Source organism: Sporosarcina sp. D27, from assembly GCF_000586555.1.
Taxonomy (GTDB): domain Bacteria; phylum Bacillota; class Bacilli; order Bacillales_A; family Planococcaceae; genus Sporosarcina.
Window position 1 is genome coordinate 22,320 of the sequence record NZ_AZUC01000015.1, and the last position, 21,415, is coordinate 43,734.

At 39.0% G+C, this 21,415-nt stretch carries 20 protein-coding genes and 1 tRNA gene; 6 read left to right on the forward strand and 15 right to left on the reverse strand.

The window, feature by feature from the left end; genetic code table 11:
• Positions 1-76: 76 nt before the first annotated feature.
• From N693_RS0104485 to N693_RS0104500, 4 genes are all read right to left on the reverse strand, one after another.
• Complete coding sequence (locus tag N693_RS0104485) at positions 77-1,447, reverse strand: YjiH family protein (protein ID WP_025783597.1); 1,371 nt, start codon at positions 1,445-1,447, stop codon at positions 77-79.
• A gap of 14 nt (positions 1,448-1,461) precedes the next feature.
• On the reverse strand, positions 1,462-2,781 hold the full coding sequence (locus tag N693_RS0104490) for an aspartate aminotransferase family protein (protein WP_025783598.1): 1,320 nt from the start codon (positions 2,779-2,781) through the stop codon (positions 1,462-1,464).
• An 81-nt stretch (positions 2,782-2,862) separates the two neighbouring features.
• The gene (locus N693_RS0104495; RefSeq protein ID WP_025783599.1) at positions 2,863-4,239 is read right to left on the reverse strand and encodes a sigma 54-interacting transcriptional regulator; all 1,377 of its coding nucleotides are present in this window, start codon (positions 4,237-4,239) and stop codon (positions 2,863-2,865) included.
• Positions 4,240-4,444: 205 nt separating this feature from the next.
• Positions 4,445-5,308, reverse strand: coding sequence for a DNA-3-methyladenine glycosylase (locus N693_RS0104500; RefSeq protein ID WP_371257546.1), 864 nt, complete (start codon positions 5,306-5,308; stop codon positions 4,445-4,447).
• A gap of 116 nt (positions 5,309-5,424) precedes the next feature.
• On the opposite strand from N693_RS0104500, the gene N693_RS0104505 reads away from it, so the two are divergent.
• Positions 5,425-5,979 (forward strand): hypothetical protein, encoded by a 555-nt coding sequence (locus N693_RS0104505; RefSeq protein ID WP_025783601.1) that lies wholly within the window; start codon positions 5,425-5,427, stop codon positions 5,977-5,979.
• 161 nt (positions 5,980-6,140) lie between these two features.
• On the opposite strand, the gene N693_RS0104510 is transcribed toward N693_RS0104505, so the two are convergent.
• Complete coding sequence (locus N693_RS0104510) at positions 6,141-6,986, reverse strand: DegV family protein (protein ID WP_025783602.1); 846 nt, start codon at positions 6,984-6,986, stop codon at positions 6,141-6,143.
• 679 nt (positions 6,987-7,665) lie between these two features.
• Here N693_RS0104510 and N693_RS0104515 point away from each other — a divergent pair.
• Together N693_RS0104515 and N693_RS20145 are read left to right on the forward strand one after the other, a co-directional pair.
• Positions 7,666-8,460 carry a DUF2935 domain-containing protein gene (locus tag N693_RS0104515; protein WP_025783603.1) on the forward strand — a complete coding sequence of 265 codons (795 nt, stop codon included), beginning with the start codon at positions 7,666-7,668 and terminating at the stop codon, positions 8,458-8,460.
• Positions 8,461-8,644: 184 nt separating this feature from the next.
• The gene (locus tag N693_RS20145; protein WP_156028867.1) at positions 8,645-9,160 is read left to right on the forward strand and encodes a hypothetical protein; all 516 of its coding nucleotides are present in this window, start codon (positions 8,645-8,647) and stop codon (positions 9,158-9,160) included.
• A gap of 37 nt (positions 9,161-9,197) precedes the next feature.
• Here N693_RS20145 and N693_RS0104530 read toward each other — a convergent pair whose 3' ends face one another.
• The 8 genes from N693_RS0104530 to N693_RS0104565 are packed head-to-tail and all read right to left on the reverse strand — an operon-like array spanning position 9,198 to position 16,508.
• Positions 9,198-9,893, reverse strand: coding sequence for a hypothetical protein (locus N693_RS0104530; RefSeq protein ID WP_025783605.1), 696 nt, complete (start codon positions 9,891-9,893; stop codon positions 9,198-9,200).
• 49 nt (positions 9,894-9,942) lie between these two features.
• Positions 9,943-13,584: a multicopper oxidase domain-containing protein gene (locus tag N693_RS0104535; protein WP_025783606.1), complete on the reverse strand. Its 3,642-nt coding sequence runs from the start codon at positions 13,582-13,584 to the stop codon at positions 9,943-9,945.
• Between the two features lie 17 nt (positions 13,585-13,601).
• Positions 13,602-13,889: a hypothetical protein gene (locus N693_RS0104540; protein WP_025783607.1), complete on the reverse strand. Its 288-nt coding sequence runs from the start codon at positions 13,887-13,889 to the stop codon at positions 13,602-13,604.
• A 15-nt stretch (positions 13,890-13,904) separates the two neighbouring features.
• Positions 13,905-14,195 (reverse strand): hypothetical protein, encoded by a 291-nt coding sequence (locus N693_RS0104545; RefSeq protein WP_025783608.1) that lies wholly within the window; start codon positions 14,193-14,195, stop codon positions 13,905-13,907.
• On the reverse strand, positions 14,185-14,958 hold the full coding sequence (locus N693_RS0104550) for a hypothetical protein (protein WP_025783609.1): 774 nt from the start codon (positions 14,956-14,958) through the stop codon (positions 14,185-14,187). The genes N693_RS0104545 and N693_RS0104550 overlap by 11 nt, the downstream gene beginning before the upstream one ends.
• Positions 14,959-15,008: 50 nt before the next feature.
• Positions 15,009-15,587: an SCO family protein gene (locus N693_RS0104555; RefSeq protein WP_025783610.1), complete on the reverse strand. Its 579-nt coding sequence runs from the start codon at positions 15,585-15,587 to the stop codon at positions 15,009-15,011.
• Between the two features lie 32 nt (positions 15,588-15,619).
• Positions 15,620-16,039, reverse strand: coding sequence for a hypothetical protein (locus tag N693_RS0104560; protein ID WP_025783611.1), 420 nt, complete (start codon positions 16,037-16,039; stop codon positions 15,620-15,622).
• 49 nt (positions 16,040-16,088) lie between these two features.
• A complete protein-coding gene (locus N693_RS0104565) occupies positions 16,089-16,508 on the reverse strand; it encodes a hypothetical protein (RefSeq protein ID WP_025783612.1) in 420 nt (139 codons plus the stop codon).
• Between the two features lie 142 nt (positions 16,509-16,650).
• Between N693_RS0104565 and N693_RS0104570 the strand changes: the two genes are divergently transcribed.
• Together N693_RS0104570 and N693_RS0104575 are read left to right on the forward strand one after the other, a co-directional pair.
• Positions 16,651-18,696, forward strand: a complete 2,046-nt coding sequence (locus N693_RS0104570) for a hypothetical protein (RefSeq protein ID WP_025783613.1) — start codon at positions 16,651-16,653, stop codon at positions 18,694-18,696.
• 62 nt (positions 18,697-18,758) lie between these two features.
• Positions 18,759-19,421: a collagen-like protein gene (locus N693_RS0104575; protein ID WP_025783614.1), complete on the forward strand. Its 663-nt coding sequence runs from the start codon at positions 18,759-18,761 to the stop codon at positions 19,419-19,421.
• Positions 19,422-20,312: 891 nt separating this feature from the next.
• Here N693_RS0104575 and N693_RS0104580 read toward each other — a convergent pair.
• Positions 20,313-20,385: transfer RNA gene (locus N693_RS0104580), tRNA-Val, on the reverse strand.
• 201 nt (positions 20,386-20,586) lie between these two features.
• On the opposite strand from N693_RS0104580, the gene N693_RS0104585 reads away from it, so the two are divergent.
• Positions 20,587-20,868, forward strand: a complete 282-nt coding sequence (locus N693_RS0104585) for a hypothetical protein (protein ID WP_025783615.1) — start codon at positions 20,587-20,589, stop codon at positions 20,866-20,868.
• 53 nt (positions 20,869-20,921) lie between these two features.
• Here the strand turns inward: N693_RS0104585 and N693_RS0104590 are convergent, their stop codons facing one another.
• The gene (locus N693_RS0104590; protein ID WP_025783616.1) at positions 20,922-21,347 is read right to left on the reverse strand and encodes a hypothetical protein; all 426 of its coding nucleotides are present in this window, start codon (positions 21,345-21,347) and stop codon (positions 20,922-20,924) included.
• Between the last annotated feature and the right edge of the window lie 68 nt (positions 21,348-21,415).

Below are 21,415 nucleotides of genomic sequence, written 5' to 3' on the forward strand. Positions count from 1 at the left end.
CCTCTTTTTGAATGAAAATTAAAAAGCTTTATCGCACTCAGCTCAACTTCCAACTGGGCCGATAAAGCTCATTTTATTAGTTAAAAACGAATAGGTGTGCAATCAGCACAATAATCGGCAACGTAATAATCGTGCGCTCTATAAAGATAATAAACAGATCAACTATTGATACTGGAATATTTGAACGTAAAATAAGAATTCCGATTTCAGACATGTAGACTAATTGTGTTAACGAAAGTGCTGCTACAACGAATCGTGTAATTTCTGCGTCAATCGATCCTCCGATTACTGCTGGTAAAAACATGTCTGCAAACCCAACTAACATCGTTGGTGCTGCTTCAGCTGCTTGCGGTAATTGCATAAGTTCCAATATCGGGACAAGAGGATACGAAATGATGCTAAAAACTGGTGTGAATTCAGCAACAATTAGTGCAAGTGCACCAAGACTCATTACAAGTGGAATTAAGCCTAACCAGATATCTAATACTGTCTGGATACCATCCTTCGCTAATCCCATTGGACTTTTTGCAGTACTTGCCTTATCCAATGCCTGTCTCCATCCCCATTGGATATTAGAAACACCTTCAGGCTGAGACTCATCGATTCTTTGTCCAACCGGTTCATAATACGTATCTGCTTTTCTTGAAAGTGGTGGAATCCGAGGCATAATGATAGCAGCGACCACACTTGCTATGGAAACGGTAATATAAAATGGAATAAACAAATGATCGATCTTCGCAACTTTTGCTACAACTAGAGAAAACGCAACCGAAGCAATAGAAAACGTAGTGGCAATAACTGCTGCTTCACGCTTTGTATAATAGCCTTCATCATATTGCTTCATCGTAACTAACACACCAACAGTCCCCGCACCCATCCATGATGCCATGGTATCTATTGAGGAACGGCCAGGTAGAGTAAATAACGGACGCATAATTTTCTTCAACAAAGCTCCGACAAACTCCATTAGACCAAATTCAACTAAGAGTGGAAGTAAAATCCCCGCAAACAAGAACCATGTCAATAAAACTGGAGCTAAGTCATATAACACGACCCCACCCGTGTTACGAGAAGCAATGAACTCTGGTCCAATCTCGAAGAAAGCCATAACTCCAACTGCCAGACCGAATACGCGTGTTGTAATACCGAACCAACCGACTAGGAATACGTTTTTTAAAAATGGTCGATTGACAATCACTGACGGCTTAAATGCGACAGTTAAAAGTGTGAATGCAACTGTGAAAGCTAACAATATCAATATGAAGTGGGGAATATAATCCCCAGCACCTTTCAGAAGCAACGATGCGAGGACCCCAACCCCGATTGTAACTTCCCCATTCACTTTGATCGGTACTAGAAATAGTAATATACCAATAAGTGATGGAATCAGAAACTTCCAAACGGTACTCTTTGAACTTGTGTTCTCCCCTTTGAACGCAACAGACATGGCTTTTCCCCCTTTTAGTTTGAAACTGATTGAATGGCTGTCTTCAACACATCAATACCTTTATCAATTTGATCCTTTGTGATAGTAAGTGGTGGGATCATTCGAATTACTTCACCCGAGTTCCCGCAAAGATAGAACAAAACACCGTCAGCCAAACACTTGTCGAGAACTTCCATTACTACTTCCCCAGAGGCAATTCCTGTTTTCGGATCACCTAATTCGATGCCAATCATTAGTCCGACTCCCCGTACATCCCGAACGATAGGGGATTCTTCCTTCATCTCGAGTAGCTTTGCCATTGCATAGGCACCCATTTCTTGTGCGTTCTCCAGTAATTTCTCTTCTTTAATGATTTCTAATGAAGCTAGTGCTGCAGAACATGCAATTGGATTTCCACCAAACGTGGTACCATGTGCTCCTAGTGGCCATTGATCCATCAATTCTTTTGAAGCAATCGTTGCACTGAGTGGTAACCCTGCACCAATCCCTTTCGCCACCGCCATTATATCCGGTATTACGTCGAATGTTTGAGCCGCAAACCAATTTCCGGTACGCCCGAATCCGGTTTGAACTTCATCAAAGATTAGTAAAATCCCGTGACGGTCACAGATTTCCCTAATTTTTTTCAGCCACGATGCTGGAGGGATGATATAACCACCTTCACCGAGAATCGGTTCGATGATCATGCATGCAACTTCCTCCGGGTCAACTTGATGACTAAACAGTTCCTTCGTATCCCGCTCTAGTTTTCCAGCGAAATACACATCTGGATCCTCTCCTTCAGGTAGATATTCTGGAAGTGCATAGGGCAACTGGTAGGCAAGCCATGAAGGTTGAAGGTGTTTTCGATATTTACTTTTCGAGGTTGTTACACTGAGTGCTCCAATCGAACGTCCATGAAAACACCCTGTAAAGGAAACAACATATGGTCGCTTCGTAACATATTTCGCAAGCTTGAGTGCTCCTTCAATCGCTTCTGTTCCACTGTTCGCAAAAAAGAAATTATCAAGGTTTGGGGGCAATACCTTTTGCAGCTCCGCAGCCAACTTTAAAATCGATTCATATATAATGACGCCAGACGGTCCGTGAACTAAATGATCCGCACTATCTTTAATGGCTTGCACAACTTTCGGATGCCGATGGCCAACGTTTTCAACCGCAATCCCGGAAGTGAAATCTAAATACTCTCTACCATCCACACCGTAGTAATAGCACCCTTCTGCACTTTTCACTGGCAAGTTCGGATGATCTTTTGCCATACTAGGTGCTAAAAAGTTACCAATTGAGTCAACCATTTGAACCCAGTCTTGCTCTTCGTTAGTTTGTTTTTGCATAAAATGACCTCCCTAATACTATTTGTTCTAACACCTTATCGAATAAATATAGATCAAAATGAATTTTTATTCAATTTATTTCTATATATTTTCTTCTGTCTGTGTATATTTCTTCAGCTTTCGAACTACAGAGGGCTGACTTATTCCTAGAATCCTTGCCATTTCAGTCGTTGTTTTGTAACGTTTTTTCGCCCTATTAAGTATTTGCATTTCTACTTGTTCAAGAATGACCGGCAGTGTTTCACCGACCAAAGTGAAGTCTGAAAAGTCATCTTCAGGCAATCTATATTCATGCGGTAAATCATGAGTATCGATCACCTCGCCAACACTATGAACAACTAATCGTTCAATAACATGACGAAGTTCTTGAATATTGCCTCTCCACTCAAGTTGCAAGAGTTGAGTAAAGACGAGGTCAGTCATCATTTTTTCCGTCTTATATTTTGCCGAGAAGGTTTGAAGAAAATGGGAAATAAGAGCGCTTACATCTTCAATACGATCTCGCAAGGGTTTTAAGGTAATAGGAACGATATTGAGTAAGTAATATAACTCTCCCAAAAATTTTTTTTCACTAACTGCTCGCTGTAAATCCGTCTCCGAGGAACATATTATTCTTACATGTAATGGGATAGAGAATTCACACCCCAGAGGTTGAAAACGTTCCTCTTTGAAAATTTTTGCAACTTTTGCTTGCAAATGAAGCGACATTCTATCGACATTTTTCAGAAAGAAGGTACCTCCCTCCGCGATGCTTAAAAGTCCAGGCACTGTTATAGTGTCACTTGATTGTTCACCTACAAGTTCTTTTAAGAATATGGATTCAGGAATGGTTGCACAATCGAATTCAATGAATGGTCCATTACTTCGCATACTCTCTTTATGCATTTCTTTCGCAATCGTTGTCTTTCCTGTTCCTAGTTCTCCATATAGGACAACAGGTACATCAAGTGAAGCAACACGCCGTGCGGTTGAAAAGGCTTCCTGCGTACACTTACTTCGCATTATATATTCAGATGCAGTAAACATTTGTCTACGCAAATGCTGTACTTCTTCTTGCACTTTCGCCATTTCATATTCAATTTCTTTCATATAATCCTGGATTACGAGTAACTCAGACACATCATAGGAATAGCTAATGACATAATCGACATCCCCGTTGTAATTAAAAAACGGCATTCCTGTGATCAAAATTTTTGAACCCGATGCTGTTTTCTGAATCGTAACGATTTTCTTCTTCTGTTTTAAAACTAATGGTGTAACTGCAGGAGTAAATATTCCTTCCTTTTCTAATTCATATACTGACTTTCCTATTAAATCTTCCGCTTCTAATCCATATCTGTGACCGCTAATCCGTGTAGCTTTCATGATAATTCCCTCGTGATTTGTAACAATAACATCCTCATCATGAGTTTCCAGAACTTCTTGAATTGAGTTCGGGGTTAAATGAAATTGTGCCATACCTTCTCCTTTCATTTTGAATAGAATTTTCAGATATTATCAAGTTATGAATCAACTATACAGGAATGAATAAGAAGTATGCAATAGTATATTTGAATTTTCAATATTTTAGATTAACTTGTTCGAAGTAGCTAGTCACTGACCTCTTTGAATTCAACGCAAAAAGAGAGACGATTGAGTTCAATCATCTCTCTTTTTTCTCCTACTATATAGGTCTTACTTCAATACTTCTCCAAAGGTACAGCGCCGCGTAACTTAAATAAGGAGACCAGTCAGAAAAACGATCACGTATTTCGTCTTGCGTTGGTTTGCGATCTAATTTCCACAATGATTTGAGTGCATTTTGAAGTCCGATATCTGCAACTGGAAACAGGTTCGGTCTTCCGAGACCAAACATCAGAAAACCTTGCGCGGTCCATGGTCCGACACCTCTGTAGGCAATGAGTTCCTCAGCCACTTCTTCGTCGTTTTTCATGCGCATCGCTTCAAGGTCTAATGCTCCTGTAGCTATCGCTGACGAGAGACCGATAACATACTCTGCTTTCCTAGTACTGAATTGCATTTCCCTCAGTTCGTCAACTGAGACAGCAGCAATTCGTTCGGGTTTCGGATACCGCCAGACCCCATCTTGCTGGGAACCGTATTTTTCCACAAAACGCATAAGCAACGTGTTAGCAAATGCCAGATTTAATTGTTGATGGATAATACTCTTCATAAGCTCACCATAAAGCGAAAAGCTTCTGACGAGCGGTGTGCCGATATGTTCTTGAAAGATAGGAGCTAGGTCTGTTTTAGCAAAATGAGCAGCAATCCCATCAAGAGATTCTTCAAAATGGAAAAGCCATTTGATGTGAGCAAGTTGCTCCTCGTCTTCCAAGCCATCAATGAGAAAAGCTGGATCTTCTGTAGTCCCTGTCGCTTGAACCTTGACCAGATTTCCTTCTTCCATCGGAACACGCACGAAGCGTTGCTGAAGATCCACAAAATTCACAGGTGTCCCGGATAATCTCTCAAGCGCACGATCGAAATCATATGGGAATGATAGTTTCAATTCAATGTTCAAAAGAATAACCTCCTTGCAAGATAATAAACGATTACCTTGATAATTACTTGTTATAATTAAAAGAATATTATAAAATCAAGGTTGGATACATGACTATAATTTTCAACTATCGGAGGAAACGAATGAGTCTATTTATACTAGGGGTATTGTTTGTATTTGCTAAATTCAATTTGCAATTCCTAGAAACTGGAGTCCTCTATTACGTTACAAATAGCATCGGGTATATTTTAATTTATATCGGATTAAGGAGTATAAGTAATAGCTCAGACTCCATTCGACGCATTCAACCCGTTGTTTTGTTCATGATTTTGCATAGCATTGGATTCTCAGTTTTAAATGGATTTGGACATTCGATTACAACCATTCCGCTTTCCACAGGAGTCGATACTGTGGTTGCTTTGAGTCTTACGTCATTAGCGGTGGCTGGCATGATATTGATATTTTATATTATCCACCAACTCATTCTTGCTGTTCGCAACAACACCGATGATTTCACCTCTTATTCTAACATAACCATTCTCGAGAAAACCCCTAGCATGCTGGTAGTATTGCTAATCGTAACAGGTGTCCTATTCTTTACAATACCTTCTGTCGCTCCTATTTCAATGATCTTGTTACTGGTTGCAGAAGTATTTTTCATCCTCAACTTTTCAACAAAAGCGCAACAAGCCGATTAATCACAAAAAGGTTAAGTCATCAAACCAAGGTATAGAACAAATAATAAGGGGTCGAATCCAATACGGATTCGTACCCCTTTTCACATTTTTGACGTCCGTATCCCTCAAGAAAACCGGTTAACGTAATACAACTTCTCAGCTAACTGAAACTAATAAAAATATTAGTACGTAATCCAACTTAATCCTGTAGTTCCTTCACCCGCATGTACGCCCACGCAAATACTAAGTGGAACAACTTGTACTTTTAAAGTTGGGAACTCTTGCAATAACTCGTTCTTCCAAATTTCCGCGTCAGGGGCATTATTGCAATTAATAACAGCAACTTCTGGTACAGTACCATTATCCATGTCCGTACGAAGTAAAGAAGTCACGTTTATTTTTGCTCGCTTATTTGAACGGACTTTTTCTTTCATGAGCGGTTTACCATTCTCAAAACTAATGATTACTTTAATGTCCAGCAAATTACTTAAGAAGTTCTGAGTTCCAGAAACACGTCCACTTTTCTGTAATTGGTTTAGACTGGCGGGTATAAAGGACAACTTCGATTTGGATGTTATTTCGTTAATGGTTGCAACAACTTCTTCCACATCTTTACCGTTCGCAAACAGTTCATCGCCGATTTCAATCATTTTTACCATAGGAAAAGAACCGATTTTCGAATCAATAGGATACACTTTGAAATCTGTCATTTCACAAGCCGCCTGTGCGCTTTCAAATGTACCTGAAAGTCCACTCGATAAGTGTAAAGCAATGGCAAAATCGTATCCTTCTACCTGCAGTTTTTCGTATAAAGAAACCATCTCTCCGATTGCGGGCTGCGAGGTTTTAGGTGAATCTTTCGATACGTGTAATTTATCGTAAAACTCTTTCTGTGTCAGATCGATGGATTCCTTATATGCCCCATCGGAAAAAACAACACCAAGGGGCAGGATATGTACATGATGTTTTTGGATGAAAGATTCCTCTAATTGCGCAGCTGTATCCGTAATCCAAGCTATTTTCTTCATTAAAAACTTCTCCTCTAACTGTAAATTTCATATCGGAATTAGCTAACTACTACCGATAACTTACACCACATATTATTAGTGCAATAGTGACAGTTGTCATATATAGAAGAAGTTTAAAATTAGCTGTCATAATTTGAACATATATAGCATCCCTCTTATTATCTATCGCATTGGTAGACAGTAAGTAGGTATTTAAAATATTGCTACTTCACTAGAATGCGAGAAGAATGATCCAAAAAAGACACTCTTTAATATCTACTGGTTTCTCTTCAGTTGTACAAATAGACCATTAACTAACGGAGAAAATCGAAGAACAATTGTTTAAAATACTAGTGGATAATAGCGAGCTGCTGCTTCAAAATTTGTACTTATATTAAACCGCTAATCTTATATGCAAATGCAGTGGAAAACTGTTTGGGAAGTGAAAGAAGATATTCAGAGCATGGCAAGAATGGAGTTGGGATTTTTTCTTGAGTTAACGGAAGAGTACACTTTACAAATTCACTATTAAGAATGAGAATTACTTCATGCCAAAAGGTGGAATTGAAATCGTTCATCAACTCCTTTGAAAGACCGCACCAAAATTTTAGGTAGGCGTGAAACTTGTCAACTCGCAATCATTAATACTATACATCTCTCATAGAATGCTCTGAACAAACAACTGAAAAGGAGCAGGTGTATGACAACTACATTCGTAACACAGTCATTAAATGAAATACGTTTTTGGGCGAGAATTATGAAAGAACATGCTTTCTTTTTAAGTTTGGGATTTACAGCCGATCAAACCGAACTCATTCAAGAAGCAAGACAGTTCATCGATGTGTTTGAAAAAATCGAAGAACAATTGAATGAGTATAATGAAAGGACAGATCCAGAAGTCATTAAGCGCTTTAATATTCAAGTCTTCCAGGCTGCAGTATCCATTTGGGCATACAAAAGAAAAGTACTGGGATTAATTTTAAGTTGTAAAATCGTATCTAATAATATGCCATTGCTCGTTGACCATACAAGTCGAGAAGCTGCTTACTTCGCCAAGCGTTTAAAAGAATTAAATGAAGGCAAATTAAAACCATTACCAGAAGCTATTATTAAAGAAAATGTATTTTTCTTGAAAATCATGGCAGATCATTCAAAATTTATCGGTCACCTATTAGATCCCTCTGAAAGAAAACTTGTTGATCAAGCTAGAGAGTTCAGTAATGATTTTGATCAGCTTCTTTTCCAAGCACAAGATTTGGATCATATGCGTCCTCAATCCGAAACCACGCCTTTATTAGATCAGTTACTCGACCAAAACCGCGTTTCTGTAGTATCGCTCCGTGATTTCAAGAAAACTGCTAGAGATTTAATCGAAGCTTGTAAAATTAAAAGTACCATGCCTGCACTTCTTGCAGATCATGTGTACCGTGAAGCAGATCACTTCCTGGAAATTATCGATGCATTTGATGAACATCTCACTACTTTAAAAAATTGAATTTGGGACTGTCACAAGTGTCGTAAAAAATGACGTTTTGACAGTCTTTTTTATGTACCTATTCGCGCTTATACTCCTTAATCGTTTCATTAGATTTCAACTTTCGCTCATTTTATAGGTTCCCCCTTCATCTTCTCTTATTACAACCTTCATATAATAAGAGAAAGAGGAGGTGGAAAAATTTATGACAAAGCATTTATATCCCACTTGCACATGTTATGAAAAGATCCATCATGATGATTGCTGTCATCATTATGATTATAGTTGTTGCAACCACAACCACTATAAACATGAATGTTGCTGTTCATCTCATCATTTTGGTTGTCGCAAGGACTTATGTAATCCTTGTTTTAGAATTCGATTGGGTGGCTTGCAAGACGGACTTAGCTTCCGATTACGCCAAATGATTTGCTGTGAAGTGGAGTTTACTTTAGAGAATGACAAAAATGTAATAGGAACTATCGTTTTTGTAGGATCTAACTTTGTTGAGCTATTTGTCATAGATAAGTTGCCAATAGATTGTGAAGAAAATAATAATTTGGACAGAGAATCAAAAAAGGAAAGTAAAGAGGAATCTACAAACGAAGGTTATCATGACTGTAGAGAACATCCAATTGGTACAACATTGATTTTTTCTTTTGATAAGATTTCACATATGACAGTCATTAGTCCCTGTCCTACAAAAAATCCATGCAATTAATCAATTATAAAAACCAGTCCCTTTAGGCACTGGTTTTTTATGTGTCCATGATGATTCTTCCAATTTTTTCAATAGGGATAACTTTTTTCTCTTCTTCTGATTTCAAAACAATTGATTCCTTATTCACATCCATAAGAATTCCTTCAATCAATGTTTCCTCAATGACGATTTTAACTAGTTCCCCCTCAAAAAGTAGAAGATAGACTGCTAATGGAATTCTAAAGAACAACTGAATAAGCTCTGGTGAGGAGGCAACGACTTTACCAAATTGAAAAGTCAACTCTCGCCGTAAATAAGGGTCGATATCTACTAAATCCGCATCAGGAAATGGCTCTGCATAACGCCCAGAAGGTTTGACCAAGTTAATTTGGTTATGTGGCACAACCATGTTATGTTTGTCATGACGTAAAAGAACAAAGTCGAATGCAGAGATTACTACTCTTCCAACCATGATTTCGCCTTCGGGATTCGTTAGTTCCACATCCAAACCGATTAATCCGTCAAAGACTTTTTGATAAGTTTCTTGCACGGATCGATCATCTTCAAGAGCGAGATCTAACAATAATAGATTTGCTTCTACTATTTTCTCTTCTACTTTCTCCATCATATCAGGCGGAAGACAGCTTTCAGGTGAAGGGAATTGGGGTGTCTTTACTCTTTCAGGGCAACAACTCTTTGGAACAAAAAAATCAATGCTTTGGTCATTATCGGGGAGGTCTTCACTATTTTCCATTTATACACCACCTTTCTTTAAGAGAAAAAATCATCTCTTTTTTTTGCACCTAATTGTCCAACTTAGGAAGATGTTTTTTCAATTCGTCAAATACCCTCATGATCCCCCACATTCCTTGCTCGATATCCCATCTAATATTTCCAGAGCGATACATAAAGTCTCCAGCAAATCCACTATAAGCTCCTGCTCCGCCTAACAATTGCAAATTGCTCGCAGCCCCCGCCACGTTAAAACCAACGAATGACTCCGTTCGTGAAAAAATATCTTTCGTATCAAACTTCCATCGGTGACCATGCAAATGAAACGTATGGGATCTGCGTCTTTCCGCTGGTGTTACTAACCGTATGGTTACAGGATCCCCTACATAGCTTTCAAATAACGGGGTGGACGGATCACCGAACGCTTTAGAGCTGAACAAATCATGGAGCACAGGATGTTCCTCATAGCGGTTGATTAATCGTTCGCTTCGGTAGTTAAAACCGCGTGATCCTTGATCATACGTATCAAGTAAATCTTCGTCGACTTCTGGCGGAGCTAACAAGATACCATCTACCGGATCGAAAATGACTTGGTTATTTTTGTCCAACAGCCGCACACCATCATGCATGATCAAAACGAATTCTCTTATATCTGGCAACAACGGATTACGCAATATTACGTTCGCCCCCGTTATGACTGGTTTCAGCGTATACGGGTCCAAGTATTCTGTCCCCCTTGCTTCTGCGATAAAAGCTCCAAATGCGCCTTGAGATTTATGGTTGCGGATATCCGCCATATCCCATAGGCCACATGCGCCTACTTGGGAATCTACAAACCAGCGATACGTTCTGGATTCACCTGGTCCGACGGTTTGATCGCCATTGAACCCGACCGTTTCACCAGCAGATGTTTTCACGTCATAATCAATCAATTGTGGGTGTAAAGAAATTCGAAGTGAGGGTGGGTAAAAAGCTTGTTCTTTAACAATGGGGTACGGGTAGATACCGTCTTGGAACGGAAATAGTTCCTGTTTTAAAAAGCTGGTTAGCGTTACATCTACGGTATCTCCTACATTAGCTCGAAGGATGAGCGGCTCTGGTTTTTTTCTTCCATCTTTGATTGCCTGCATATCTTCGCGAAGTGCAAATATAACCGCATGAGGGTCATGATCACCGAAAGAATTGTAAACAATCGATGTCTGAAAAGCGACCACGTCATAACACCTATGTGGCCCTTTTACCTCAATTACAGTAGGGTCTTCTGCTGGCGGCGGCTTCGTCCCCTTACATTCTGGCAATGGCTTAGATTGTTTTAAGGGATCAGCGCGATCTGGTAATTTAATAAGTTCTGGCACTTTTTCATCATATGCTCGTATTAACCCCCATAATCCGTTCCATAAATCTTCTTCAGTTTCAAATGTCCACAAATAATCGCCTGATCGCGGAACGTGCATCTCCATCGTAAAGGATTCCGAGATGCCAATATGCTGTTGGTTGTCTAATTTGGAATTTAGATCCCCGCGTTCCTTTAACCACTTCAAACCGTGCACATTAAAGCTATGTGACTCTTCCTGTGCGCCTTGCAGAAGTCGAATTCGGATGGAATCTCCTTCGTACGCCTTAAATATAGGGGTAACAGGATCACCCTTTACAAAAGAGCTAAAACTATATGCAGGATCACACTCTTTGTCTAAACGGAATTGCAAGGGTTCGTTTTTATAATTCACCCCAAATAATCCCGGATCATCCGGTGACCCCGGAAAAGGCGGCGGAGCTAACGGCTTTCCATTTTTGTCGAACAAATGAGTGAAATCTTGAACAAATAATGCAAAGTCACGATAGTCTGGAATTAGTGGATTACTGACTGTAATTTGTGATCCATAGTCTACTTCCTCCCCTGTTGCTGAGTCTAGGTAATTAGAAAAACGCGGATGGACGACTCCTGATCCGAAAACTCCATGCTGCTGATGTGTGCCGGGGAATAAATGATCGTGGAAAAACCATGCTTTTAATTCTACATCTGAGTAATAAGAATATTGAATCGTTTCTCCTGGTAAAACAGAAGAATCATAGTTCCAGCCTACATTCGCACCATCGTTTACAAGTACATCAAATTTCACAAAATGAATATGCATGCCCACTTCATACGTCCGCGTTACAAGTTGGAATGCATCTCCATCAAGAATATGCGGTAATCGGTTTGTAAAATTAATTTTATAACAAGTATTTGCCGATGCATGGATAACTAGAGGTTCTGGCGCTTTCTTTCCTGAACAAACATCTTCTATATTCTCATCCAGTACATACATGCGGCCAGTTGGATCGTGCCAGCCTTCTCGATTATAAATAAGAGGGATTTCAATTAATGAGATGTTAAATTCTTTAATAGGAGCATTGGCAGGAGATGGATCTGTAAAGACAGCTCCTGGTCGAGGATTTTCAATAGCTGCATGTCGCTCCAATTCAGTTAACCCTCTTCCTCCAACAATTCCAAGTGGTGGGCGCGGTGCTTTCAAACCGACTTTGCCTGGAATAAAATTCGGAAATCCAGGTTTTAATTTTGTTGGTTTTGGAGGAGGATTCCTGTCTGGCAGAGGCTTCAGCGCTTTAATAGGAACCCCGTTCGGATAACATTGACTCCCATCTTGAAGTGTATCAAATATTCGGTTCATCCCCCACATCCCTGCTACAAAGTGAGGATATAGATGACAATGAATTACCGCATCACCAAATGAGCCCTGCAAACTGCCTAAACCGTACAGCGGCTGAATCGTGTAATGGGATTGTGGACTTATTGCCTGTGAATCAAAGATCTCAGAAGAAAGATCACTAGGGTCACTAAACCATTGATGAACATGATAATGAAAAACATGCGTTTCTTTTACGCCACCATGAAAAAGCCTTATTTTTGCTGGATCTCCGACATAACCTCGCAAGATTGGCGTCGATGGATCTCCAAACACCCAAGAATCATGATGAACTTCTTCCCCTTCACAATTCGGACAGACCACCCCTTCAGAGATGAGCTGCTGTCGTCTATTTTCCGGTTCATACCGGTAATTGGCCCCATGAAAGGATTCCTCTTCTTGATTTGAAAAATGATTAATCGGACGGTTTCCTGTTAGATCATCCACTTCCATTTCATCGTTGAACATCCAAACATATTCACGAAAAGAAGGTAAGATGGGATGATGGATATCAGCATATTGACCGCTATTTATAACCTTTCCTGTTTCTGGATTGGTCCACCAGGAAAAACGGCTCTGTACACATAATCCACCAACCAACCCATTTGAATTGGAACCTTCTTCTCCACTTGATACATTTCCTAAATCCGAAAAAAAATAGTTTCCTTCTTTTAAAACATGCAGCCGATATAAAATCTTATTGTTAGGTGCTACGGTACTATCTTCGTTATACCCTACGTTCGCTCCATCATATTGAAAGACGTCATATTCAGCTTCTTGAAAGTGGATACCGGTATGAAATGGTAGCTTATTTTCAAATATAATTTCCACAGTATCGCCTTCATTTGCTCGAATAAACAGTGGCTGTACGAGATCTACAGGAGTGAAAGGGTTCTTTTTCACCAATTTCTTTACCTTTTCTTCATTTTCTTTTAACACATACATCATCCCGTTTGGGTCATGATCACCGAACGTGTTCAAAACGATTCGAATGGGAATCGCTACCACGTGATAGACTCTTTTCATTTGCATCACCTCTTTTTCTAATCTTTCAAATCGGGAATTTTAGCATCTACCCCTGTTTCTATATAGAACACCTCAATGGCATCAGTATGCACGAACCATGTTTTTCCTTCCAATGCAGGAACAGATGTTGTTTGGACAAACAATTCGATGGAGTCATCGACTACATTTATAATTTTTCCGATAAACATAAAAGGAAAGGACTCCGTCAATATAAACACCCTTCTCCCAACTTTTTTGCTGAAATACTCCACCAGCGCTTGCTGCCTAACATCATTAATTGTCTGAGAATCGTTTTGCTGTGCCATTCACGCACTCCTTTATTAGGTTAATGGAAATACTAAATCACAAGGTACTTCTGCCGAATAGGAAACAATTTGCTCATGGGGGATGCTCAGAGGAAATGGAAATTTGTAAAACGGAGCATTTACCATTTTGACGATCACTGGTGATAATGTCAGATGTCCTTGTTGTACTTCTGAAACGGTACCGCAAAAAATAGGACGAAATACTTGACCTAATAAGTTTAGCTGTACAGCTTGCGTAATAATCAGCACTTCCTCGCCTAATAAACTATTAAAATCCCGAAACAGAGTTTCTTTGTTAGTATCCATCTTTTCTGCCTCCCTTTACTTTTTTATAAAGATCATAAAACGTAATACACACTATTTTTTTAAACAATGGGAAAACTCGTAATGTAGATACATACTGTATAGTCTCTAGTCGTATAGAAATTGATGTACTGAACCTTTTAAGGAGTAAATGGTTTTTCGTTGTTTTAACAATACTTCCCACAAATCTTTCTTGACCAGTAACGATCTCCACCCACGTTCCTTCCCAAGAATTCATGTTGGTTCGAAGTGATTCTTCAAAAAACTGTTGCACTAATGCCTCTCGCTTCATCACAGTTTCACCAAATTTAAGCATGAGTTTTCTCTGCAGCTGATTATCATATATATGATGTTGATGAGGATTTGAATAGGTGGGAAAACCAAAGGGAATATTTGCTGTTTCGATGAAGACATATGGAATCCAGATTCTTCTTTGTAAATCTGTCAGCATTACAAAGTCTCTGCCAATTGCTGCTACTTTCCCTTCAGTTCTAAAAGTTTGATCGTTTTCTACGAAAGAGTTAATCACAACTTGTTGATTTCGTTTGCTCTTTAAAAATTTCTTCAACGTCAAAGTTTTTCGAAGAGGTTCATGAAATCCTGCTATTTTAAACATATTTTTCTGACCAATATAATCTGTCAGAATCCTCGTTTCTTCCTCAGAACCAACACTTGTTGGTGATGAAAACGAAGGATTTTCATTCTGATGTTTTACTATTTCCTTTTTGTCATTTACACCTTCAGACTCTTTCTTTATTAGGATCATCTCCCTGCAATTGTTTTCACATCCTATCGACTAAAGAAAGTAACGGCATGTTATTTAATTAATTGCTGTAAATGGTCTGCAATTTCTTCAATTGCTACTTGCTTATCCACTGTGGCCATATCATGATGTGCACGTATTTGATTATTTGAATCAACAATATACATAGAGGTAGTATGCGTTAGAAACCCATCTTCATTTTTTTCATAAAAAAAGTTGAAATATCGAGAAAACTGATAGGTCTGTTCATCAGTACCACGGAAAAACAACCAATTTTTATCATTAATACCAAACATTTCTTTGTATTGTTCAAGGACCTCATTCGTATCATATTCAGGATCTACGGTCACAGCAATGATGTAATACCTCTCTTGAGATATGCCCCTTTCATCCATGATTTGTTTTAAATCAATGAGATCCAACATTGTAGTCGGACAAACATCAGGACATTGCGTATAAATGAAAGTAACAAGCTTTGGTTTGTCTTGAAAAGCAGCTTCATTTCCACTCACTTCAGTTAGTTGCCACTCCTTCACTGACCCGATATATGGCATTTCAATCGTTCGAGGCCATAGCAAATACAAAACAAAAAATCCAATAAAAAAGACAGATAAATAAATTATTTTCTTCAATCACCTTCTCCTTTCTGGAAAACATCAAAATTTTATACCTTGATGGAGTAACGTATTAAGAAACTAACTATGGCATGTAAACAAGCGACGAATATGGTCAGAACGTACATATTGGTAGCTATTAATGCAGTTGTGTCAAGCGGAATATTACATAAAGCTGGATTTTTCAGCACAGCGCCTAACATCATGCCCATCACGCCGCCAATCGCGCCGTTATAAATACCGTTTATCAGTGCTGGTGCTTTTATGAGAGAACCAAATCTCCAGCCGATCAAAATTCCTATTACAACAGGAAGCAAATACATCATCCGATAATCTCCAGGTAGCAATATTTTCAAGTAGAGAGCTAAAGTAAATGAAGAAATCGATGTAATGGCCATGCACATCGTCTTTGTAAACCGATCATCAAATAATAAATTTTTATGTTTAAATAGTCGATAATTCAACTTCATTTCAAAAAAATTCCATATGCACAACAGTGTAATAAGCAGCACTTTTCTTTCACGACCTTTTAATTGAAATGAAGATCACAAATATACAACATGCAAAAAGCACGTGAATAAATGTTATAAACAAAATTGGAATTTCAATAACAGTTCCAATCATCGGTGCCATTAATCCTACGATTATTCCATTCGTGATACCTGTGACAAATGTTTGATAGTCAATCAATAACCCGAATGCCGCACCGACGAGTAATCCTATAACCGTTGATATTAGTGTAATAAATGTAAAATGAAATGGAAATTGCAAGATAAGTAAAACTCCAAAAAGTAAAGCCGCCATCCCCCCCATTACCATGCTTATATTCATACCTAGATGAAAACCGATTAGTTTCTTAACTTTCCTGCTATGCATATAAAATCCGAGTATTATGCAAATATCCATATACAATAGCAACAATATGATTGTCTGGTTCATATTTCACCTCCGTATATACTATGGAACAAATCCACAATTGGAACTTTAATTCTAGTTACTATGGTAATAAAAGCGATTTTGGTTACCTCTTTCTTTTTTGTTTCATACACTGATATGACGTTTATTAATGAGGAGGAATTTAATGGAACTTGGACCCATTTCTGCATTCGATGGTTTTCCAGTTTGGTATAAGGACTTAAATGGATTACGTCTTCAACTGAATGTCAATCCTGCTGATCCATTCTCTGGCATCACTCCTGCCGACTTGCCCAATCCGGCAGAGCCCGTTTCGTTTCCCGATAATTATCCGGAAGAAGCTTTCTACATGTCAGCAGAAGCTGAAATGACAACTGGCACACAAGAAAGAGCGCGTTTAGTTTTAGCGTTAGAAGCTGCTTTTGTGAATGAAGTCCCTCGGGAAAATGAACAAATTGTATTTGGCAGAGTTCGTATCCGCGTGGCTGGCTTGCGAGCAAATGAAACTTATACAGTTACGCATCCATATGGTATCAACACATTTATTGCAGAGCCAGATGGAAATGATCCTACAGTCGGGGAAATAAACTTTACTGAAGATATTGGCGGTGTAAATGGGGGAGATTTTGACCTTGCACTAAATAGCCGTGTGGATCCATTTTTACAATGGAATCCAACTATAGCGCCTACTGCTCCAGCAGGTTATATTGGCGATCCGGCTGTTGAACATCAAATAATAGGAAGTCTATTTGAAGATCAGTTTGGAGAACTTCAAAACATTTTCAGAGTCGAAGGTCCAGGAATTGGTATAGGGTCACCAGATCGCTCAACAACGCCCGGCTTGAATCCTGACAATTGTATTGAAACAAAAAACTTTTCAGTTCTAGGGAAAATTTCCACAATAGCTGGTGTCGATGTCACAAGGGCAACTTATACACAAAACGAGATTGATAATGGTGTGATAGATGTATTTGCTGTGTCTGATGATGAACCCCAAAATATTAATGTTGGAGGTGCAGGCATCGAAACTGCATCGTTACAGAGGTTTAACAATCAATTTTTTGCTCGTGTTTCTTTTACAGGCGCTCGACCTCCTAATATCATTACGGTCACAAATTTAAGTGATAATCCGCCAAGCCTTAAGAACATCACACCGATAGACTTTATTACAGCTACCGCTGCCTTTAACACAGATACGCAAGAACTGACAATTGATGCTGCATCGAGTGATACGATAGGAAGTCCGTCTTTAACAATCGAAAACTTCGGCATCGGTGAACTAGAAATCTTACCCGGTGAAACGTTTACGACAAGCGTACTAATTCCTCCACTCCAACTAACTATCCATTCAAGCGCAGGAGGAAAAATAACGATTCCAGTATCTGTCACAGGCTCTTCGACAAGTCCTGGCAGTGTCATTGCAAATGCTGGAGAAGATACAACAGTACTTTCAGGCTCAACTGTTACATTAGATGGAAGCAACTCTACAGGGTCAATTACTTCATTTAGCTGGTCACAATTATCTGGTTCTGCTGTTATTTTAATTAACCCTGATACTGCTACACCATCTTTTACCGCACCTAATGAAATTGATACACTCATTTTTGAATTAACTGTTGACGGTGAAGGAGGTCCATCAACTGATACGGCCAACGTTTCAGTGATCTCGTCTGCGGATGCGCCAATTGCAAATGCCGGACCTGACCAAATAGTTCAACAAGGAGCCACTGTCACTTTGGCCGGGAGCGCTACAGGAATTGTAACAAGCTACCAATGGGAACAAATCGCTGGTAATCTAGTTGAATTAACGAATGCCAATGCATCGAATGCTTCGTTTACATTTCCAACACAAGCAGGGACTGTTTCTTTTCGTCTAACCGTCACAGGACCAGGCGGGAATTCATCCGATGAGGTCAAAGTAACATCTATCCCACAAAATCTAACCATTACACGCGCAGAATTCCGTACAAGAGATGCCGAGTGGCGAATTACTGGCACTTCAGATACAGTCGGACCAAACGCTTCAATATCAATTTTCTTAGGAAACGACTTAACAGGCCCACTTCTTGCACAAGTACCCGTAGATGCACTTGGAGATTGGCAATTTAGAGTTGAAAATTCTACACTTCAACCAGATGAAACAAGAGCAATTTCAGTTCAATCAAGCTCAGGTGAGTCATTAATGAATGTTTTACTTACAGTTCGAAGTTAACCACAAAAAACTGAATGTTAATTCCCCACAAATTTCAACTATAAAATAAAGGAGAGAATTGGATGGACCGTTGTCCCAAATGTAATGAAACCATTTTTTGCACATGCAAAAATATACCAAATAGCGGAAGGGGCCCGCGAGGTTATCAGGGGCCAAGAGGGGAAAACGGATGTCCAGGTCCCCCTGGGAAGCAAGGACCAAGAGGAGAAAGAGGAGAACGAGGACCACGTGGCTATACAGGAGCGCAAGGAACGCCTGGCGAACAAGGAAATGAAGGTCCAAAAGGTGATACAGGCTCTAAAGGAGAACAAGGACCGCGGGGACCACAGGGTAAACCTGGAACATTAAGTTCTGCTTATGGATTTACCTATACCGAAACCAAAAAGACTACTTCAGGTATTGTTAATTTCAATATTGCTAGTCCCCTTCAGGACATAGAACTTTTACCTGAAGGACTTCGCATCATGACAGATGGTATATTTCAAATCAGCTATAAAGTCATTTTTGAGACAAAAGTCATTTGTTGCACTCCTTCTACATTCCACATCCAAGTTAACGACGCAATCAAAGTAAATGCATCTATGACAGAATCGGCTACTTCCACCTCTCTTACAACGACCCTATTATTATCTTTACTAGAAGGTGACGTTGTAAAATTATTTGCATCCTTACAAGAAGGTGGAAGTTATAAGTTAGCGTCCTTACAAATTATCCAAGTTGGATAATTTCAGCTATCAATTAATTTTATTCCCAACAAAAAAAGCTTCTCAAATGCTTTACTAAGCGCATGAGAAGCTTTTTTGTTAAGAATGCAATATAAACCTATCTTTAATATTAATAATACCCATATGAATACTTCAATCAATTTATATCTGAATTTTTCAATACTTTTTCGTAAAGTGAGATTAAATATCAATTAAAAAACATTATTATTACTTAAAGTAGTCGCTAAAAATTTTTCTTACAAATAGCTTTTTGATGAAATATGTCAATGGATACAAAATGTAATGAAACTCGCAAAATCCAATTTAGAAAAAGCATGGGATTTAAATATTATTATTGCTGGTTCAATAACTGATAAAACTGTATCATTCTATAACGAATCACTTCAGTTTTTTAGAGCTGTTGGGAACTACAGAGGTTTTAGGTTTTAGGTTTTAGCAGGCATATTCACTGCTTGCACGAAAGAAGAGAAGATGAAGCAGCATTCCTGGAATCCAATAACTCAGATCGACTATAAGAGGACATTGCTAAACCAATAATATCATTGAATTTAAAATTTTTTGCAGTGCTATACGAGGTGTCTACTCCTTTAACTCGGTAAGTATTAAATGACTTGTATGTAACAATGGCTTATCAATATGGCAGGTTATACTGACCCTGTTCAACACATATTAGAAATTCCTCGTCATAGGACCTTCCCTATCAATTCACCTAATGATTATAAGTACACTGAATTCCAATGAAATACAAACTGATCCATAGTTATCATTTGAAACTTTTGCTAACTTAATAATCAACGACAAAAAAAACAGACCCTAGGCATCCGGCCTAATAGGTCTGTCTTGGAGAAGTATCGTTGTTCCGACGATACTTCCTGCGGGTTTGGCACCCAATGATTCCTACTGGGCTCGAACCAGCGACCTCTACCCTGTCAAGGTAGCGCTCTCCCAGCTGAGCTAAGGAATCGGGAATTTTCAATTGGCTACAATGACAAGAACTCGTTTGAGGTAAACGATCTGTCACTTAGCACATTTATGATAATACCATGTTCCTGAGATTCTTGCAATACAATTTTGTGAAATAGTTTTACTATCCGTCCCATCCATTCACCTCTTCTCGCCCAATGCATACATTGAAGTAGGGAGTTTTCGGATAGGAGGGTACGCCGTGGTAAATCCTGATAGTCTGGATTTCATAGGCATTGAAGCCGGCGGGCAAGCCGCCAAAATAGATGTGATTGGTAGTGTCATCTCCATTATTGGGGAGACCATCTCTACCTATGCCGCTGTACTCGCAATTGAAGAAGAGAAAAATGAAAGAGACAAGGAGCCAAATAACGAGGCACTGTTGAATGAGCTAAGGGAAATGAGAAAACAAATTCAATACTTAACGAACGAAATTCAATCACTTAAGAAAAACCAAGACAGGGACAGTCCATGGCGGCTTTGAATTAGCTGCGGAACTGTCCCTTTTTCGATTGATTTATATAAGCCAAGTACTCTTCACTTCGAAAGTTCATCCAGAGCTAAAACTTTCAACGAAAGAAGTTCTTCTTCAGTGAGACGGCTTTCAACTTGTTGCAATAATTGCTGTTGTTCTTGTGCAGTCATCCCAGACTGTGCTTTTTTCTGTATGTCTTGCAACTCGCTAATACTGAACTTCTTCAGTACAACTCGAGTGGCCTGTTCTTTTGTTTGAATAGGTAATTTACTGCGATCCGCAGTTTTTGCGTCTTGTAAATATGCCTGTACTTCTGGATTGCTATTGATTTCTTGTTTGACTGATTCTAGTTGTCCACTACTTTCCAACTGAGTAGTCACTTGATCCATCGCTTTGTCAGCTATCCAATTCGTTCCGAAATAATAGGCAGCACCGACTAGTAGTGCAACTACAACTACTGTCACAATGAGTTTTTTGATAAACCTCACGTTCCTCTTCCTCCTTCAATTCATTATTCATTAGACGTTCAGCACATTACAAAGTTTCAAAAAAACAA

Bases quoted from the DNA above. Each gene is read 5' to 3' on its own strand.
- N693_RS0104535 (WP_025783606.1), bottom strand. From the start codon at position 13,584: ATGAAAAGAGTCTATCACGTGGTAGCGATTCCCATTCGAATCGTTTTG.
- N693_RS0104550 (WP_025783609.1), bottom strand. From the start codon at position 14,958: ATGATCCTAATAAAGAAAGAGTCTGAAGGTGTAAATGACAAAAAGGAA.
- N693_RS0104510 (WP_025783602.1), bottom strand. From the start codon at position 6,986: ATGAAGAAAATAGCTTGGATTACGGATACAGCTGCGCAATTAGAGGAA.
- N693_RS0104515 (WP_025783603.1), top strand. From the start codon at position 7,666: ATGACAACTACATTCGTAACACAGTCATTAAATGAAATACGTTTTTGG.
- N693_RS0104495 (WP_025783599.1), bottom strand. From the start codon at position 4,239: ATGGCACAATTTCATTTAACCCCGAACTCAATTCAAGAAGTTCTGGAA.
- N693_RS0104545 (WP_025783608.1), bottom strand. From the start codon at position 14,195: ATGGATACTAACAAAGAAACTCTGTTTCGGGATTTTAATAGTTTATTA.
- N693_RS0104530 (WP_025783605.1), bottom strand. From the start codon at position 9,893: ATGGAAAATAGTGAAGACCTCCCCGATAATGACCAAAGCATTGATTTT.
- N693_RS0104490 (WP_025783598.1), bottom strand. From the start codon at position 2,781: ATGCAAAAACAAACTAACGAAGAGCAAGACTGGGTTCAAATGGTTGAC.
- N693_RS20145 (WP_156028867.1), top strand. From the start codon at position 8,645: ATGACAAAGCATTTATATCCCACTTGCACATGTTATGAAAAGATCCAT.
- N693_RS0104540 (WP_025783607.1), bottom strand. From the start codon at position 13,889: ATGGCACAGCAAAACGATTCTCAGACAATTAATGATGTTAGGCAGCAA.
- N693_RS0104560 (WP_025783611.1), bottom strand. From the start codon at position 16,039: ATGAAGTTGAATTATCGACTATTTAAACATAAAAATTTATTATTTGAT.
- N693_RS0104565 (WP_025783612.1), bottom strand. From the start codon at position 16,508: ATGAACCAGACAATCATATTGTTGCTATTGTATATGGATATTTGCATA.
- N693_RS0104570 (WP_025783613.1), top strand. From the start codon at position 16,651: ATGGAACTTGGACCCATTTCTGCATTCGATGGTTTTCCAGTTTGGTAT.
- N693_RS0104485 (WP_025783597.1), bottom strand. From the start codon at position 1,447: ATGTCTGTTGCGTTCAAAGGGGAGAACACAAGTTCAAAGAGTACCGTT.
- N693_RS0104575 (WP_025783614.1), top strand. From the start codon at position 18,759: ATGGACCGTTGTCCCAAATGTAATGAAACCATTTTTTGCACATGCAAA.
- N693_RS0104505 (WP_025783601.1), top strand. From the start codon at position 5,425: ATGAGTCTATTTATACTAGGGGTATTGTTTGTATTTGCTAAATTCAAT.